Below are 16344 nucleotides of genomic sequence, written 5' to 3' on the forward strand. Positions count from 1 at the left end.
AGGTTATCAGCCTACATTAGCAGAAGAGATGGGTATCCTACAAGAGCGTATTACCTCTACTCAATCAGGTTCGATCACTTCTGTACAAGCTGTATACGTACCTGCGGATGACTTGACTGACCCATCACCAGCTACGACGTTTGCTCACTTGGACGCAACAGTTGTACTTAGCCGTGACATCGCATCTCAAGGTATCTATCCTGCGGTTGACCCACTAGATTCAACATCTCGTCAGCTTGATCCACAAGTTATTGGCGAAGAGCACTACACTGTAGCCCGTGGCGTGCAAGAAGTCCTACAACGTTATAAAGAACTAAAAGACATCATCGCCATCTTGGGTATGGACGAATTGTCTGAAGAAGATAAGATGGTTGTTTACCGTGCACGTAAAATCCAACGTTTCTTGTCTCAACCTTTCCACGTTGCAGAAGTATTTACAGGCGCACCTGGTAAATATGTGGCGCTACGTGACACCATCGCAGGCTTTAAGTCGATCATCGAAGGTGAGTACGATCATCTGCCAGAACAAGCATTCTATATGGTTGGTGGCATTGATGAAGCGATTGCTAAAGCTGAGAAGCTACAAGCAGCATAAGTTTAATGATAAGCCAAACCAGACCTTAGGGTTTGGTTTGGTGAGCTAAATTAGTGGCAATTTTTATATATCTTGAAATTGCCATCATTAGACTTAACATTAGGAGAGTATAATGGCAACTTTTAAATGCCGAGTGGTAAGTGCTCGAGAAGAGTTGTATGCTGGCGACATCAGCGTTCTAGTGGCAGCTGGTCACGATGGTGAGATTGGTATTCTTGCGGGTCACACCCCTTTGATTACCCTGCTAAGACCAGGCACTTTACGCTTAAAAAATGCTGAAGGTTCAGAAGAGATCATCTATGTATCTGGTGGCGTTCTAGAAGTGCAACCAAACATCGTAACTGTTTTGGCAGATTCTGCTGAACGTGCACACGACCTAGATGAAGCAAAAATTGCTGAAGCACGCCGCGCAGCTGAACAACTATTGGCAAATCAAAACAACACCGTTCAGACGAATGCTGCACTGGCTGCATTGGCTGAGTCCGTAGCACAGCTACAAACCATCCAAAAATACAAAAACCTCGCTTAATCGGTTGGTATTTTATAAAGCAATCGTATGATTTAGCTTAAGGATAACCATGACAACAAATACACCAACACCTGAAAAAGAAGACATTCCTAGAATCTTGATCGTTGAAGATGATGAAAGATTGGCAATGCTAACCCAAGATTATCTAAGACGTAATGGCTTGGATGTCGCCATTGAGACTGATGGCACGCGTGCGATTCGTCGCATTGTCAGCGAGCAGCCAGATTTGGTGGTGCTAGATGTCATGTTGCCTGGATCTGATGGTTTGACAGTTTGCCGTGAAGTACGACCAAATTACCAAAATCCAATTTTGATGTTAACGGCTCGTACCGAAGACATGGATCAGGTATTAGGCCTTGAGATGGGTGCGGATGACTATGTCGCTAAGCCTGCTCAGCCAAGAGTATTGCTAGCGCGTATTCGTGCATTGCTTCGCCGTTCTGAGACCGCACCTTCTGTAGATTCGCCACAACGTTTAGAGTTTGGTGATCTGGTGATTGATAATGGTGGTCGTTCTGTTACTTTGAATGATGAATTGGTTGATTTTACTAGTGCAGAATATGATCTGCTTTGGCTATTAGCTTCGAATTCAGGTCGAATTCTATCTCGTGAAGATATTTTTGAACGTCTGCGTGGTATTGAGTACGATGGTCAAGATCGTTCGATCGATGTTCGTATTTCACGCATTCGTCCAAAGATTGGTGATGACCCAGAGAATCCTAAGCGCATCAAAACCGTGCGTAGCAAGGGTTATTTGTTTGTCAAAGAAGGCAACTAATAATATATCCAAAAATAAAAGCTGGCTGATGCTGGCTTTTATTTTATTTTTTGATGATTGTTGATTTTTATGGCGCTAATTTCTTTAACTGAACGCAGTATCTTTTTTCGCATTTATGCAGGGCTTTTATTGGTGTGTCTTGCAGTGGTTTTTTTCGCCTATTTGCTTGTAGATACCATCAACCAAGAGCGCATCCAATCCTATCGCGAAAAAGTCTCCACGGGCGCCTTTTATCTCATCAGTCAAGGTGTGGCACATCAACAGGAACCAAGTCGTCGTCAGTATTGGTTGTCAGATGCCAGTCGATTGTTTGGTGAGAGTTTCTCAGTTGTTCCGATGAACACGGTTGAATTTAAAGGTCGTGAAATCAGACGTCTTAACGAAGAAAAAACCGTGTTTCGTTATGATCCAGCGGCTAAAGAATCGACTATTTACCACCGAATTGCTGGCGAAGATAATCTATTAACGGTTAAACTATCCCAAGTTGGTGAGCGCCAGGTACGGGCGTTGACGATTTTCTTGTTGGATGATTTGTCTTATTACCCGACCATTGAGGCTAAGACAGGGCGTTTGCAGTTTTTGAGCCAAAAATTTTCTTATCCTATTCAAATTAGACCCATAGACTCGGTGGGCTTAGACTCAAGTCAAATTGCTCGCATTCGCCGTGATGAACCAGTTATTCTTTATAAAGATGGTGATGGCATTCAGAACTCATTAATTTCTTTCGTTGTTGCGTCAGAAGTTGATACTTCGGTGATTGTCATTGGTCCCGTTGATTTGTTTAATTGGTTTCCACTGAATCTGATAGCCAGCGTTATTTTGATTTGTTTATTACTCATTAGTTTGGGTGTTTATGGTTTGATCTTCCCACTTGAGCGTAGATTACAATTGCTACAAGCAGGCGTAAACCGTGTCATGAAAGGCGATCTAAATACTCGTGTGCAAGTCGTGGGACATGATGATGTGGCGCGTCTTTCATCTACTTTTAATGCTATGACGCAGCACATCAAGCGCTTGATCGAGGCGCAAAGAGAGCTGACGCGTGCGGTGTCGCATGAACTTCGTACGCCCGTAGCGCGTATTCGCTTTGCGGTGGATATGCTGGCCGACGAAGATGACTATGAGTCTAGACAATTTCAAAAACAATATATCGATGAAGACATTGAGTCTTTAAATGAGCTGATCGATGAGATCTTGACCTATGCTAAGTTGGAAGAAGGCTCGCCAAAGCTTGAGTGGGAATTGGTAGATTTGGGTGATCTAGTGAAGCAGGTTGAGCGTGAGACGAATGCGCTTGGTAAGGACATTAAGGTTACGGTGAACATCACTTCACCTAGGGCGCAAGCGATGGCGGACAGACGTTATCTGCACCGTGTAGTGCAGAACTTAGCAGGCAATGCCATGCGATACGCTGAGAGTAGCATTATCATTGGCACAGGCGTTCTGAAAGGACGTGCCTTTGTTAGTGTTGAAGACGATGGACAGGGCATCAAGGAAGAAGATCGTGAAAAGGTCTTTGTGCCATTTACGCGTCTTGATGACAGTCGTACGCGTGCGTCAGGTGGTTATGGTCTTGGGCTATCCATCGTCTCGAGAATTGCCTTTTGGTTCAATGCCAATCTAAAAGTTGATGAAAGTCCTGACCTAAAGGGTGCAAGATTTATCATGGATTGGCCAGCTAAGCAAACGGGCGTATATATCGTTGCTGATGAGTTGACTCAAGCCAAAAGTGATAAAGTGTTGATCGGTGATTAAGTTTTTTTGACTGTCTGATCAATTGAGCTAGGAATATAAAACCACCTAAGTGATTTTAGGTGGTTTTATTATTATCCCTTTATTGGCTATTCTTCAGTATCGTCATTGGTAACGACTTGGGTGATGAGTGGGATTTTGACGCAGACATATAGCCCGCCCTCGGGGTGATTCATCGCCTCAACCTCGCCTTGGTGTAAACGGGCGATTCGATTGACGATTGCAAGACCCAATCCGCTACCTTGAGTAGTACGCGCCGTCTCTCCGCGCTCAAATGGCTGCATGATACGCTCTAGCTGATCATCGGCCACACCTTCACCCTCATCTTTGACATGAATGATGAGTTTGGGGAATTTGGCATGCGGGTCGGTGAGTTCCAGTCCAGCATCCTCATCAGTCGCGGGCGGCAGGATTGATGCGCCAATGTGGATCGGTTCACGGCCATAGCGAATCGCGTTATTCACCAGGTTGATGATGAGGCGTTTAATTGACAGCGGACGAACGGGCACATCGTGGCTGACATCGCTTTCATAGATAAAGCGCGTATCGGTAAACTGTACCATGATTTCCTTAAAAATTGTGTCTAAATTCGTCAGGCGCACAGGTTCATCTGAGCCGTCTTTCATGAATGAGATGAACTGCTCCAAGATGGCATCCATGTCCTCAATATCATAAACCAAGCCTTCACGGAAAAACTCATCGGGCAGCATCTCTGCCGTCAGACGCATTCTAGTCAAGGGCGTGCGCAGGTCGTGACTGATGCCTGCTAGCATGATGGTTCGTTCTTTTTGGGCTTGATTTAGGGTGGTGAATAAGCGATTAAAAGCGGTATTGACTTGGCGAATCTCTCGCGGACCCTTGTTGGTGGCGAGCGTGGTGGCATGTCCTTGCTGTATATAGTCTGTGGCGGCACGCTCTAGTTTCTTGAGAGGGCGATTTAGTCCGCGCACCAGCATCCAGATGGTCAACAAAGTGATGAACGGCAATCCAAAGGCGAAACCTGCCAACACGCCCGTGCTGTACTGAGAATAGTAAGTCACAGGCTCACGCAGCCATCTGTTGGGATATTTGCTGTCTTGCACCCATAATTTGGGCTCTGGTTTGAATTTAAAAAATACCTTAACGTCACGCCCAAGCTCACGCCCGACCTCGCTTGCCAATACATCAGTCAGGTCACTTACGAAGAATTTATCGGTCACATCGGGGAATTGCTTGGGGTCATCGATGATCTCAACATGACTGTTATCAATCAGCCACGCCATCATCTTAGGATCGTCCTGCCAAGTGGTGCTGGCACTGTCCATGAGCCTGATTTCACTGGCCAGATAGCTTGCGTGGTTCTTTAATTCGGGTAGGTACAGGCTTCGCCAAAACAGCCACACTGAAAGCCAAACACTGGCAAATACGATAAAAATCACCACCAAAATCGTCTGCCAAGTGTTAGAATATAGGCGATGGCGCAAATGGGCAAAAAAATGGCTTAGGCGATGACTCATGGGCTGCTCTGACGTTCATTGAAGTTGTGATGTAGAAAATTGTATCACAGCTTCGTGACTTTTCGAAATGTTGATAAAAATTTGCCAAAAATAAGATATTTTTTAGATTTTACTTTGAAAGGCACGCAATTTTTGGTATAATTGAAGTCTTTTTAATGGTTCTGTTTTGTCATCGGCTCATCCTCAACTCGGACGACAGGATTATTAACCTAATTCTTGCAACAAACTTTTTTACTTAATTTTTAAAGAGAGTTATCATGGTTGTTATTCGTCTAGCCCGTGGCGGCGCAAAAAAACGTCCTTTCTATCAAGTAGTTGTTGCTGACAAGCGTGATGCACGCGACGGTCGCCACATCGAAAAAATCGGTTTCTTCAACCCACTAGCACGTGGTCAAGAAGAGACTTTCCGCATTGACCTAGATACTTACAATGCATGGATCGCTAAAGGCGCACAGCCTTCTGATCGTGTAGCTCAGCTAGTAAAAGCTAAGCAAGCTGCTTAATACTTATTGGTGGCTTTGATACGCACCAAAAGTTAAAACAAAAAATCGGTTTGTGTTGTTCGTAGAACTTCTTCGCAAGCCGATTTTTATTTTATCCGTTTTTTAGATGATGAAGATATGATCACCACGAAGCCAAATTTACGCCGCGATGTACAAACGCCCAATGCTGATGAATTAATCAAGATCGCCACCTTGAAGAAGCCTTACGGTATCAAAGGCTGGCTTTGGGTATTTAGCGAGACGGACAATCGCGCTGATGTTTTTACCATGAAGCCTTGGTGGATGAAGACAGCGACGGGATTTAAGCCGCTGACGGTGACGAATTGGCGAGAGCAGGGCGCGGGCTTGGTGGCGAGTTTTGCTGAGGTTCCTGATCGCAATTTCGCTGAGACCATGAATGGCACAACGGTTTGGGTGCATCGAGATAATCTTCCTAGTCTTGATGAAGATGAGTATTATTGGGCTGATTTGATTGGTCTTACTGTGATTAACGAAGAAGGCGAGAATCTTGGCATCATTAAAGAGATGTTCGAGACAGGCGCGCATGAGATCATCTCTGTCAAGGCGACCAAAGACAGCATCGATGCTGAGGATAGACTGATTCCTTGGCATAAAGAGATTGTGCTTGCTGTAGATCTAGATAAGCAAACCATGCTCGTGGCATGGGGTGCAGACTACTAGTGGATCGGGTTTGGTATGTTTTTTGCGGTGATTAGTATCATGCCAGAGATGTTCGGCGCGGTGCGTGATTTTGGCATCACAGGGCGTGCGGTGACACGTCAGCAAGCTGTCATTCATGTGATTAACCCGCGGGATTTTACCACGGATAATTATAAGCGCATCGATGAGCGCACCTTCGGTGGTGGTCCGGGCATGGTCATGATGGCAGAGCCATTGGAGCGTGCGATTTTATATGCCAAAGAGCAGGCCGAGAACCATTTCAAGGATAAAGGCATTGATAATCCAATCTGTCCTGTTGTCTATATGTCGCCGCAGGGTAAGACCTTGGATGAGCCAAGTGTGGTGGAGTTTGCTAATTATGATGGCATGATTCTACTGTGTGGTCGTTATGAGGGTATTGATGAGCGTCTGCTGGAATGCTATGTCGATGCTGAGGTGTCGATTGGTGATTATGTATTAACAGGCGGGGAGCTGCCTGCGATGGTGCTGATGGATAGCGTCATTCGCCGCATTCCTGCCGTGATGGGTGACGATAAGTCAGCGGTTGAGGACAGCTTCGTGGATGGGCTGCTCGACTGTCCGCATTATACCAAGCCGATCGAATTTCACGGTAAGGCAGTGCCAGATGTGCTGCTGTCAGGTCATCATGCCAATATCGCAAAATGGCGATTCATCCAACAAGTAAAACGCACCAAAGCGCGCCGCCCCGACCTATGGGAGAAATTCACCTCGACCAAAGAACAAGCCAAATGGCTAAAATCATTGGATGATGAGTGATAAAATCTACTTTGCTTATTGTAAAGATTTAGAATATCTAGTAAAATAGTCAAGTTTTTGCCCATGTGGTTTGGGCTTGCAGTGACTCACTGCTGATCATGTTACGATATGCGACCTCTTAACCACGCATACAAGAGGTATTAGCCTATGTCGTTAGATTGGAGATTGCCATGAGCAACAAACATCCCCTAGTTCAACACATCGAAAATTCACAACTTAAAGAGCACCCAGCTTTTGCACCAGGCGACACTGTTGTGGTACAAGTAAAAGTTCGTGAAGGCGACCGTGAGCGTCTACAGGCATTCGAAGGCGTGGTTATCGCTAAGCGTAACCGTGGCTTGAACTCTTCTTTCACCGTGCGTAAAATCTCAAGCGGTATCGGCGTAGAGCGTGCATTCCAACTACATTCACCACTAATCGACAGCATCAGCGTTAAGCGTCGTGGTGACGTACGTCGTGCCAAGCTTTACTACCTACGTGATCGTTCTGGTAAATCTGCACGTATCAAAGAAAAATTGGGTGCAAGAAAAGAAGCTTAATCCTCCTTTTCTTATCTCAAAAAACCCTGTCATTAGACAGGGTTTTTTATTTTATGCGCTTTAATTGCTCAAAATTACTCAAAGCGTGCGGTTTGTGCATGGGATTTGCTATGGCTTCGCAGGCGGATGTATAAGGTCTTATCAACTTTGGCGATGATTTTGCCATGCTCATCGGTGATGTCTACTTGATAGTCGCGGAATACGGGCTCACCAGGCTTAGCTAGGGCGATGATGTTATTGATCTCTTCGGTGTCAATCTTCATGCGCGCGGTGACTTTACTGTCGGCGGCTTTGATGAAGTCGATGGTGGATTTTTTGTCCCAGACGACATAGTCTTTACCAAGTCGTGCCATGAGCATCATCATAAAAAACGGGTCGGTCATCATGAATAGACTGCCACCGAACTGCGTACCGACGATGTTCTGGTTGAGCTTGGTCAGCGGCATGCTAACGACGCACAGACTGTTATCAAGGTCCATCACCTCTACGCGAATGCCTGCACCCACGAGCGGCGCGTAGGTGGCGAGCCTTGCCTTTAGTAGATGTGGCATGAGCTGAGGATAGGCGATTTTGCGACCTTTTTTGATGAGCTTGTCAAGGCGATCTTTGGCGCTTTGAATGGTCATGACGTTCTCTAGACATAAAATGAATATTTTGCCATAGATTTATCATTTGATAAAGGATAAATGTGGGCGAAAATCTTGCAAATGCTAAAATTTGCCTTATTATCAATGCTAAATGACGATAAATTTAACAGACATGAATGATACGCCAAATTCCCCCAATCTTGATCAAGGTCAATCCACCGAAAAAGACAGAAAATCCCACATCGCCCATCTATTAAAATCCCTGCCGAATCTACCTGGGGTGTATAAGATGCTTGGCAAGTCAGGCGAGATTCTGTACGTTGGTAAAGCCAAATCCCTAAAAAACCGCGTCACTAGCTACTTTGCCAAGACCGTTGAGCACCCTAAGACGCGAGCACTCGTGCAGCGTATCTATGACATCGAGATCATCATCGTGCGCGGTGAGACAGAGGCGCTCTTATTAGAGCAAAACCTCATCAAGGCGCACAAACCGCCGTATAACATTATTCTGCGCGATGACAAGTCCTATTTGTATGTATTTATGTCAACCGATAAATTTCCAAGATTGGGCTTTGGGCGAGGCAAAGGGAACCACGTCGAAGGAAGATTCTTTGGACCGTATCCATCTGCGACAGGTGCAAAAGAGGCATTGTTGCTCATGCAGAAGCTTTTTATGATTAGAAACTGCACCAAAAGTTATTTTAATGCGCGAAAACGACCTTGTCTTGAATATCAGATCAAGCGATGTAAGGCGCCTTGCGTGGGCATGATTAGCCGCGAAGAGTATTTGGATGATGTTAATAGCGCGCTATTGTTCCTAAGTGGGGAGAATGCTCAGGTCCAAGAAATGCTGGTCAGCAAGATGGAGAAGGCGGCAGAAGAATTAAACTTTGAGCAGGCGGCATTTTATCGTGATCGAATCACCATGGTCAGTGAGATGCAAGCGCGCCAAGCAGTGTTTCGCCTAGAGGGGGAGGCGGATGTCTTTGCTGTTGATCATAAAGCGGGCGTGACGAGCATTCATGTGCTGACCGTTCGCGGCGGCAAGGTGCTGGGCGGTAAGAATTATTTTCCTGATGAGATCGTACTTGCCGAGCAGAATAATGTTGAGCGTCTGGCGGAGTTTATTTTGTCGTTTTATTTTCAGGTGAGTGATGATCTGCCTGCTGAGATCATTGTTAGCGAGCATCTGCCTGATGCTGATACCATCGCAGAGCTATTAAGTGAGCAATTTGGCAAAAAAACACAAATCAAACACCGAGTGCAAAAGCATCGCAGCGAATGGCTAAGTCTGGCAGTGTTAAATGCTGATAACGCCCTAAAGGCTAAGATGACGGATTATTATGAACTAAAAGCGCGCTTTAATGCCTTAAAGTCGGTGCTTGAGACGGTATCGCCACGAGCCATTGATCGCATAGAGTGCTTTGATATTAGCCATACGATGGGCGAGGCGGCTGTGGGGTCTTGCGTGGTGTTCGACTCTGGCGGCTCTCGCAAGCGTGACTATCGTCAATATGCCATCCACGACATCACGGGCGGCGATGACTATGCGGCGATGCGTCAGGTACTCATGCGCCGATACACCAAGCATGAATTGCCTGATTTATTGTTAATCGATGGTGGTAAAGGGCAATTAAACATCGCCAAAGAAGTGCTGAGCGAATTGGGTAAGTTAGATGATACGCTACTGGTCAGCGTAGCAAAAGGCGAAGGGCGTAAGGCGGGGCTTGAGGTGCTGCACTTCATCGACCATGATCCGATCGATCTGCCCATGGATTCTAAGGCGCTGCATCTGATCATGCATATTCGAGATGAGGCGCACCGTTTTGCCATCGCCAATCACCGCAAAAAACGCGACAAAGCTCGCGGGTCATCAGTGCTAGAGGTCATCCCAGGCTTGGGTGAGAAAAGACGGCGCGAGCTGCTTAATCACTTTGGCGGCATCCAGCAGCTCATCAGTGCATCTGAGCTTGAGATCGCCAGTGTTAAAGGCATTGGTAGAGTTTTGGCGGGCACGATTTATAAGGCGCTGCATGATTGATATTTGTGAAGACAGCATAGCCTTTACTATCCTATGAGTCCTCATGTTATAATTTTATTTTTTCATTAATGTATCATGTCGATAAAGTTACTCCACACAAAGCCAAGAGGCATTCAGCATACGCCTTTTGAAGATTTTCTTGCAGTGCTGATCGGGACGTTTGTTGTGGGCTTTGGCGTCATGCTTTTAAAGCAAAGCGCCATCGCTCTAGGCGGCACGGTTGGGCTATCCATGATGCTGTATCATACGACAGGCGTTGCCTTTGGTGTGTGGTTTTTCGTGGTGAATTTGCCGTTTTATTATTTGGGTTATCGCAGGCTTGGCAGTAAGATGATCGTGCGCACGGTGGTGGCTGTTGCGCTGCTGTCTGCGATGACCGAGATTCATCCTTATTTTGTAGATGTCGCGCAGCCAAGCCCTGCATACGTCGTGATCTTGGCTAATATTCTGATCGGGATTGGGCTTTTGATATTATTTCGCCATCGTACGACGCTTGGCGGCTTTAATTTGCTTGCGCTAGACATTCAAGACCGTCACAACATTCCAGCTGGTAAGGCCTTAATGGTGATGGATGGCGCGGTGTTATTGTTGTCATTATTTTATCTAAATCTACAGACTTTCATCTTATCGATCATGGGTATGTTGATTTTAAATGCGATATTGACGATGAATTTTCGTAAAGACAGATATGTCGGCAGCTAAAAAACGCACCCATGGGTGCGTTTTGATTTATTTGCCGGTTAATTGTCCAGCAATCCAGCGCTTAATCGGCGGGAAATTATTACTGGCACGCAGTGCGACATCACGCAGCATGCGCACAGGTCTTGAGTCATTGGTGAACATCGACACCATCGCATTCGTGCCATGATAGAGCGGTCTGGTGTGGCGCTGATGGCGAAGGTTATAGGTGTGTAGCAGCTTGGCGCTGCCGATGTCGCTATTCTTGCGGTGAGCATCCATGACGAGATCGCCCAGAATATCAACGCTGATCAGACCGAGGTTATAGCCGTGTGCGGTGACAGGGTGCATGCCAACAGCGGCATCGCCAATCAGTGCGGCGCGCTCTGCGATGAAAGTCTTGGCATGAACACCCATGAGCGGGTAATGATGAACCGTGCCTGCGATTGTGCATTCACCCAGCTTGTCGCCCATCATTCGCTGTGCTTCTTTGGCAAGCTCGTCAGCAGTCATGGCGAGTAGCTCAGCGGCCTGCGTGTTATCCAGTGTGATGACGCAGTTGGTTAGGTTATCATGCAGTGGCAACAGGGCAAGGGTGCGCCCATAGAAGAAACACTCTTGGGCGGTGGCGCCATTGGATAAAGGATGGCTGACCCTAAAGACAATCACCGTACGCCCAAAATCGTTCATCTCTGCCCCGATGCCAAGTGTGCGACGTACGAATGACAGGCGGCTGTCTGCACCGATGAGTAGGTTGGCGGTTAGGGTTGTGTCATCATCTAATGTAACCATGGCGTGCTGAGGGTTTGTCTCGACGGATGTGATGGCGCTGTCTGTCAATAATGTGACATTGGGTAGATCTTTAACTTCATCGTACAGTGCCTGTCTGATGTTGTGGTTTGAGATGAGATTACCCAATCTGTCCAATGAGCTGAGTATTTTTAGGTCAGTTGGCACTTTAAAGTGTAAAGCATAATCAGAAGTGCCGCTATAGACCTTGGCATCTCTTAGTGGATAGATGTCATCGGTATTGAAACGTTGCCATGCGCCTAGGTTTTGTAAGATTTCTTTTGAGCGGTGTGTCAAAGCGATCTCGCGCCCATCATAGGCAGGATTTGCGATGCTGTCTAGGCTTGCCTTTTCGATGAGGGTGATGTTTAAGTCGGTGTCTTTAAAATATCTGGCAAATGCAAGCCCTGCCGGACCTGCACCGATGACAATGATGTCGCTATGACGGCTCATGATGATCTCTTTGTGTTATTGTTTTGGTTTATTGATTTGATTTATAATCTGCCAGTTCGTTTTTGACTGCGGTGCTTACCCATGCTTTTAGATCATCAGACAGGCGCGCCATGTGCTCGCCCAAGAAATCATCTAACTGCGCTGATAATTTTGCACTGATGCGCGCTTCAACATCAGACAATTCTTCTGGGCTAAATTCGCCGTGAGTCTCTTGGATGAGTGGCGTGGTGTCGATGCTATGTACCAATCTAACAGGCTCCTTCGATTCGCCTTGGTGTGTGCTTAGTAATTCAGATACCGCGCCACCAAAATCGTTATTCGTGAACTGATAATCCTTGGCTGCGATGTCACTACCGAGCATGTGAATGATGTCGTCTAGTTCTTGGTGGAAGGCTTGCTTGACAGCATTTGGGGTGGCAAGCCAGCGTTTGGAGAATTGTAGGGTTGGTGAGAAAGTCGCCATGTGTCATCCTTATTTTTAAATCTGATTGTTAAAATAATTGCTCATAAGCATTGTAAAACAAAAACCACGTCAAATAAAGTACCAAAAAGAAGTAGTGCTGTGCTTCTGGTTTGTTTATTTGGCATCGAACTCCGTGAGCGCGTCTGATTTGACCAATTTAAAGCCTTTGCCGTCTACGTTCTCGATGATGAATAATGCTTTGATGTGATGGTCGTTTGCCATCTGTAGCGCATCGTCATACGGTACAGCGGTCAGTGCTGTCGCCCAGCCGTCTGCCAGTGCGGTGCTGTCATGCAGAACGGTGACGCTAGGTGCTGAGCCTGCCACAGGCTTGGCGGTGGTCGGGTTGATGGTGTGGCTATAGCGCACGCCGTTAAATTCCACCGAATTGCGATAGCCGCCAGAAGTTGCCATGTGCAGTGGCTGCCCTGATTTTTGGGTGATGGTAGTGATGGTCTCTCGACTGGCGACAGAGCTGTCAATCACGGGCGCATCGATGGCAAGCGTCCATGTACTGCCTTTGGCATTCACGCCTTTGGTAGCGACTTCACCGCCGATCTCCACCATGTAATCTGTAATCTGATAATCATCGGCAAGGACGCGGGCGATGGTGTCCACGCCATAGCCTTTGGCGATCGCTGAGAAGTCTAGACCCACGCCATCATGCGTCTTATGGATGCTGTCATTGGTTAGAACGACTTTATCGAGACCGATTTTGTCTTTGATGGCGTTTACTTCATCGTCTTTGGGCGGTGATTGAAGTCGCTCAACGCTCATCTTCGAACCAAAGCCCCACAGCTCCACCAAAGGATAAACTGTCGGATCAAAGCTGCCACCACTCGCCCGATAAATGACGCGGCTGTCGCCAAGCACTTGCAAGAAATCCTTATCCAGTGACATGGGCTGATTGCTCGGCAGACGGTTGAACTTTGAGATTGCGCTGTCCTCGATGTAGGTGGACATGCTTTGGTTTACTTCTGCAAGGCGTGCATCAATGGCAGCTTGAATATCAGCGCTGTTTTGGTTGTTGTTTTTGAAGGTGATGTGATAAGTTGTCCCCATCGTTTTGCCTTCGATGCTTTGGTAATCGCTCTTTGGCGAACAAGCAGTCAAACAAATGGCAGGTACAGCGAGCAAAAGTGGCAAATGGCGCATGTCATTCCTAAATGATAAACAAACTGTCGGTTATTTTAGCATTTTTTGATGAATAGATAAAACAAAACCGCCAAAGAGCGGTTTGTTGATAAAGAGATCGATGGATTAAGATTGACGCTGCCAAGTGGTAAATTCAAAAGCAATGTCGCTTTTGTCATCGGTTTGTTGCTCTGAACGCCAGACCTCTTTGAATTCATCACCGATGGCAGGATAATACGTGTCGCCTTGTACATTCAGATTGACTTCCGTGATTTCTAAGATATCCGCCATGGGCAGGCTTTGGCGGTAAATCTCTCCCCCACCAATGATAAAAATCCTATCTTTGCCCAGTCGCACCGCGTCCTTCTTAGCATTACTGATAGCGGTTGGCAAGTCATGAGCGACCGCCACACCGTCCGCCGTCCATGTCGTATCTTTTGTGATGACGTGGTGCGTGCGATTGGGTAGGGGGCGACCGAGCGACTCAAAGGTTTTTCGTCCCATGACAATCACTCCCCCTGTGGTAATTTCTTTAAAATGCTTTAAATCGGCAGGGATGTGCCAAGCTAGGTCGTTATCTTTGCCGATACAGTTTTGGCGGTCTTTGGCGACCACATGGACGATCTTGATGTTATTCATATTACACCGCCACGTCCGCCTTGATCCGCTCATGTGATTGGTAGTTTTCGATGCTGATATCATCAAAGCCAAAGGCGAAGATGTCCTTAATCTCAGGATTCAATTTAAGCTGACAAAGTGGCAACGGCTCACGGGTTAATTGCAGTTTGGCTTGTTCAAAATGGTTGTGATATAAATGCGTATCACCACCGGTCCACACAAACTCGCCCACGTCCAGTCCGCACATTTGAGCGATCATGTGGGTAAAGAGGGCATAGCTTGCAATGTTAAACGGCACACCTAGAAATACATCCGCACTACGTTGATACAGCTGGCAGGACAGTTTGCCATTCACGACATAGAACTGAAACAGCGTATGGCAGGGCGGCAGGGCGACTTGGCTGGCTTCATTGGGATTCCAGCCTGAGATGATGAGACGACGAGAATCGGGGTTGGTTTTGATTTCGTTAATAAGCCATTTGATCTGGTCAAAACCGTCCGCTTGATATGAGCCATCTTCGTTTTTGGTTGCCCCAAAGTTACGCCACTGATGACCATAAACGGGACCCAAATCACCTTCTTGACGGCCGAATCTTGCCGTCTGCTCTGCGGTCGCCCACTCATCCCAAATGGTTACCTTATTGTCTTGAAGGTATTTGACGTGAGTGTCGCCCTTGATGAACCATAGCAGTTCGTGCGTGATGGATTTCATGTGCACTTTTTTGGTGGTGAGCAGGGGAAAGCCATCCGCCAAATCAAATCGCATCTGATAACCAAATACCGAGCGGGTGCCTGTGCCGGTGCGGTCAGATTTGTCTTGCCCTTTGTCTAGGATGTGTTCTAATAATTCTAGATATTGTTTCATGTCTGTACCTTAGGCTTTTTGCCAATCGTAGATGTTCTTTTTGTAGGCGAGCGTCATCAAAATCAAGCCGGCAATAATCATCGGCAAGCTGTATAGCTGTCCTTTGCTCATCCACCCAAAGATCAGCTCATAGCCAACATCTGGCTGACGGAAAAATTCGGTAATAAAACGGCTACACCCATAACCCAATAAGAATAGTGCGGATACGGCATAGCGCGGACGTGGCTTGGCGCTAAACCACCATAACAGTATAAACAGTAACACACCTTCGGTCAGCGCTTGATATAGCTGGCTTGGGTGGCGCGGCAGCAGGAAATAATCACCCATCTGCATCGCGATATTGTGCAGGTTTGGGTCAGCATTGATCAGCTCATGGTCAGCGTTAACCGCTTGGGGAAAATACATCAGATGACCATAATCGCCGTGCGATACGCGCCCCCACAGCTCGCCATTAATGAAGTTGCCCAGTCGCCCAAACAAAAGCCCCGTTGGTACGGCAGGCGCGATAAAATCCAGCACGGTAAAGGCGTGTTTCTTGTATTTGCGTCCAAAAAAATACATGGCAAAAAGCACACCCACAAAGCCACCATGAAAGCTCATGCCGCCTTCCCACACGCGCAGCAGGTAAGCAGGATTGGATAAAAATTCGCCAAAATTATATAAAATCACATAGCCGATACGACCGCCCAAAATCACACCCAATGCCCCATAAAATACCAAATCTGAGACCATCTCTTGGGTGAAGTCGCCGCGTTTTTTGGCGCGATAGCTTGCCAAACCATACGCGAATAAGAACGCAAGCAAATACATAAGCCCATACCAATGCAGCTCAATAAAGCCTAGATCTAGGGCGACAGGGTTAAATTGGGGGTGGATAATTGCCATGATTGTCCGAATTTTTAAAATGATTAACCGCTCATTATAGCGAAATTTTTAATTCTGTCAAATATCTTTTATTTTATTTTCGTAGTGTTTGCTCCCGCCGGCCACCGGTGGAAATATAGGCGATGGGAACATCGGTAAAACCTTCGACGAATTCGATATAATGCCGGGCATTGAGGGGAAG

18 protein-coding genes and 1 pseudogene are annotated in these 16344 nt (G+C 46.6%); 10 read left to right on the top strand and 9 right to left on the bottom strand.

The genetic code is table 11. The annotated features are described in order from the left end of the window. The 4 genes and pseudogenes from GY683_RS09505 to GY683_RS09520 all read left to right on the top strand — a co-directional run. Nucleotides 1-595 (top strand): annotated as a pseudogene (locus GY683_RS09505) (F0F1 ATP synthase subunit beta); the annotation flags it as partial. Between the two features lie 112 nt (nt 596-707). Continuing rightward, complete coding sequence (locus tag GY683_RS09510; protein ID WP_297288498.1) at nt 708-1124, top strand: F0F1 ATP synthase subunit epsilon; 417 nt, start codon at nt 708-710, stop codon at nt 1122-1124. Between the two features lie 49 nt (nt 1125-1173). After that, nucleotides 1174-1902: a response regulator gene (locus GY683_RS09515; RefSeq protein WP_046697818.1), complete on the top strand. Its 729-nt coding sequence runs from the start codon at nt 1174-1176 to the stop codon at nt 1900-1902. A gap of 69 nt (nt 1903-1971) precedes the next feature. After that, nucleotides 1972-3657 (top strand): ATP-binding protein, encoded by a 1686-nt coding sequence (locus GY683_RS09520; RefSeq protein WP_297288499.1) that lies wholly within the window; start codon nt 1972-1974, stop codon nt 3655-3657. Between the two features lie 86 nt (nt 3658-3743). Here the strand turns inward: GY683_RS09520 and GY683_RS09525 are convergent, their stop codons facing one another. Then, nucleotides 3744-5150: an ATP-binding protein gene (locus GY683_RS09525; protein ID WP_297288500.1), complete on the bottom strand. Its 1407-nt coding sequence runs from the start codon at nt 5148-5150 to the stop codon at nt 3744-3746. A 257-nt stretch (nt 5151-5407) separates the two neighbouring features. On the opposite strand from GY683_RS09525, the gene rpsP reads away from it, so the two are divergent. The 4 genes from rpsP (at nt 5408) to rplS (ending at nt 7650) form a co-directional block, all read left to right on the top strand. Then, a complete protein-coding gene (gene rpsP, locus GY683_RS09530) occupies nt 5408-5653 on the top strand; it encodes a 30S ribosomal protein S16 (protein ID WP_297288501.1) in 246 nt (81 codons plus the stop codon). Between the two features lie 117 nt (nt 5654-5770). Further along, nucleotides 5771-6334: a ribosome maturation factor RimM gene (gene rimM, locus GY683_RS09535; RefSeq protein WP_297288502.1), complete on the top strand. Its 564-nt coding sequence runs from the start codon at nt 5771-5773 to the stop codon at nt 6332-6334. A 15-nt stretch (nt 6335-6349) separates the two neighbouring features. Continuing rightward, a complete protein-coding gene (gene trmD, locus GY683_RS09540; RefSeq protein ID WP_297288503.1) occupies nt 6350-7111 on the top strand; it encodes a tRNA (guanosine(37)-N1)-methyltransferase TrmD in 762 nt (253 codons plus the stop codon). 170 nt (nt 7112-7281) lie between these two features. Then, entirely contained in the window at nt 7282-7650 is a 369-nt protein-coding gene (gene rplS, locus GY683_RS09545; protein ID WP_297288504.1) for a 50S ribosomal protein L19, read from the top strand. A 74-nt stretch (nt 7651-7724) separates the two neighbouring features. Here rplS and GY683_RS09550 read toward each other — a convergent pair whose 3' ends face one another. Further along, nucleotides 7725-8276, bottom strand: coding sequence for a DUF4442 domain-containing protein (locus GY683_RS09550; RefSeq protein ID WP_367274169.1), 552 nt, complete (start codon nt 8274-8276; stop codon nt 7725-7727). Between the two features lie 133 nt (nt 8277-8409). Between GY683_RS09550 and uvrC the strand changes: the two genes are divergently transcribed. Both uvrC and GY683_RS09560 read left to right on the top strand, forming a co-directional pair. Beyond that, nucleotides 8410-10278 carry an excinuclease ABC subunit UvrC gene (gene uvrC, locus GY683_RS09555; protein ID WP_297288513.1) on the top strand — a complete coding sequence of 623 codons (1869 nt, stop codon included), beginning with the start codon at nt 8410-8412 and terminating at the stop codon, nt 10276-10278. Between the two features lie 75 nt (nt 10279-10353). Next, a complete protein-coding gene (locus GY683_RS09560; RefSeq protein WP_297288505.1) occupies nt 10354-10980 on the top strand; it encodes a YitT family protein in 627 nt (208 codons plus the stop codon). Nucleotides 10981-11007: 27 nt separating this feature from the next. Here GY683_RS09560 and ubiM read toward each other — a convergent pair whose 3' ends face one another. The 7 genes from ubiM to GY683_RS09615 form a co-directional block, all read right to left on the bottom strand. After that, a complete protein-coding gene (ubiM, locus tag GY683_RS09565) occupies nt 11008-12198 on the bottom strand; it encodes a 5-demethoxyubiquinol-8 5-hydroxylase UbiM (protein WP_297288506.1) in 1191 nt (396 codons plus the stop codon). Between the two features lie 28 nt (nt 12199-12226). Next, complete coding sequence (locus tag GY683_RS09570) at nt 12227-12661, bottom strand: hypothetical protein (RefSeq protein WP_297288507.1); 435 nt, start codon at nt 12659-12661, stop codon at nt 12227-12229. Nucleotides 12662-12775: 114 nt separating this feature from the next. Continuing rightward, complete coding sequence (locus GY683_RS09575; protein WP_297288508.1) at nt 12776-13816, bottom strand: FAD:protein FMN transferase; 1041 nt, start codon at nt 13814-13816, stop codon at nt 12776-12778. 105 nt (nt 13817-13921) lie between these two features. Next, nucleotides 13922-14434: a dihydrofolate reductase gene (locus GY683_RS09580; RefSeq protein ID WP_297288509.1), complete on the bottom strand. Its 513-nt coding sequence runs from the start codon at nt 14432-14434 to the stop codon at nt 13922-13924. A gap of 1 nt (nt 14435) precedes the next feature. Continuing rightward, complete coding sequence (gene thyA / locus GY683_RS09585) at nt 14436-15278, bottom strand: thymidylate synthase (protein ID WP_297288510.1); 843 nt, start codon at nt 15276-15278, stop codon at nt 14436-14438. 9 nt (nt 15279-15287) lie between these two features. Next, nucleotides 15288-16163 carry a prolipoprotein diacylglyceryl transferase gene (gene lgt / locus GY683_RS09590; RefSeq protein ID WP_297288511.1) on the bottom strand — a complete coding sequence of 292 codons (876 nt, stop codon included), beginning with the start codon at nt 16161-16163 and terminating at the stop codon, nt 15288-15290. Between the two features lie 73 nt (nt 16164-16236). Then, on the bottom strand, nt 16237-16344 hold a 108-nt coding region (locus GY683_RS09615), incomplete at its 5' end, for an adenylosuccinate synthetase (RefSeq protein ID WP_367274170.1).

It is taken from the genome of Moraxella sp. (assembly GCF_024227015.1).
Taxonomy (GTDB): Bacteria; Pseudomonadota; Gammaproteobacteria; order Pseudomonadales; family Moraxellaceae; genus Moraxella.

Bases quoted from the DNA above. Each gene is read 5' to 3' on its own strand.
- GY683_RS09520 (WP_297288499.1), top strand. From the start codon at position 1,972: ATGGCGCTAATTTCTTTAACTGAACGCAGTATCTTTTTTCGCATTTAT.
- GY683_RS09575 (WP_297288508.1), bottom strand. From the start codon at position 13,816: ATGCGCCATTTGCCACTTTTGCTCGCTGTACCTGCCATTTGTTTGACT.
- thyA (WP_297288510.1), bottom strand. From the start codon at position 15,278: ATGAAACAATATCTAGAATTATTAGAACACATCCTAGACAAAGGGCAA.
- GY683_RS09550 (WP_367274169.1), bottom strand. From the start codon at position 8,276: ATGACCATTCAAAGCGCCAAAGATCGCCTTGACAAGCTCATCAAAAAA.
- GY683_RS09525 (WP_297288500.1), bottom strand. From the start codon at position 5,150: ATGAGTCATCGCCTAAGCCATTTTTTTGCCCATTTGCGCCATCGCCTA.
- uvrC (WP_297288513.1), top strand. From the start codon at position 8,410: ATGAATGATACGCCAAATTCCCCCAATCTTGATCAAGGTCAATCCACC.
- GY683_RS09580 (WP_297288509.1), bottom strand. From the start codon at position 14,434: ATGAATAACATCAAGATCGTCCATGTGGTCGCCAAAGACCGCCAAAAC.
- GY683_RS09510 (WP_297288498.1), top strand. From the start codon at position 708: ATGGCAACTTTTAAATGCCGAGTGGTAAGTGCTCGAGAAGAGTTGTAT.
- GY683_RS09515 (WP_046697818.1), top strand. From the start codon at position 1,174: ATGACAACAAATACACCAACACCTGAAAAAGAAGACATTCCTAGAATC.
- rimM (WP_297288502.1), top strand. From the start codon at position 5,771: ATGATCACCACGAAGCCAAATTTACGCCGCGATGTACAAACGCCCAAT.
- rpsP (WP_297288501.1), top strand. From the start codon at position 5,408: ATGGTTGTTATTCGTCTAGCCCGTGGCGGCGCAAAAAAACGTCCTTTC.
- ubiM (WP_297288506.1), bottom strand. From the start codon at position 12,198: ATGAGCCGTCATAGCGACATCATTGTCATCGGTGCAGGTCCGGCAGGG.
- trmD (WP_297288503.1), top strand. From the start codon at position 6,350: ATGTTTTTTGCGGTGATTAGTATCATGCCAGAGATGTTCGGCGCGGTG.
- GY683_RS09570 (WP_297288507.1), bottom strand. From the start codon at position 12,661: ATGGCGACTTTCTCACCAACCCTACAATTCTCCAAACGCTGGCTTGCC.
- GY683_RS09560 (WP_297288505.1), top strand. From the start codon at position 10,354: ATGTCGATAAAGTTACTCCACACAAAGCCAAGAGGCATTCAGCATACG.
- rplS (WP_297288504.1), top strand. From the start codon at position 7,282: ATGAGCAACAAACATCCCCTAGTTCAACACATCGAAAATTCACAACTT.
- lgt (WP_297288511.1), bottom strand. From the start codon at position 16,163: ATGGCAATTATCCACCCCCAATTTAACCCTGTCGCCCTAGATCTAGGC.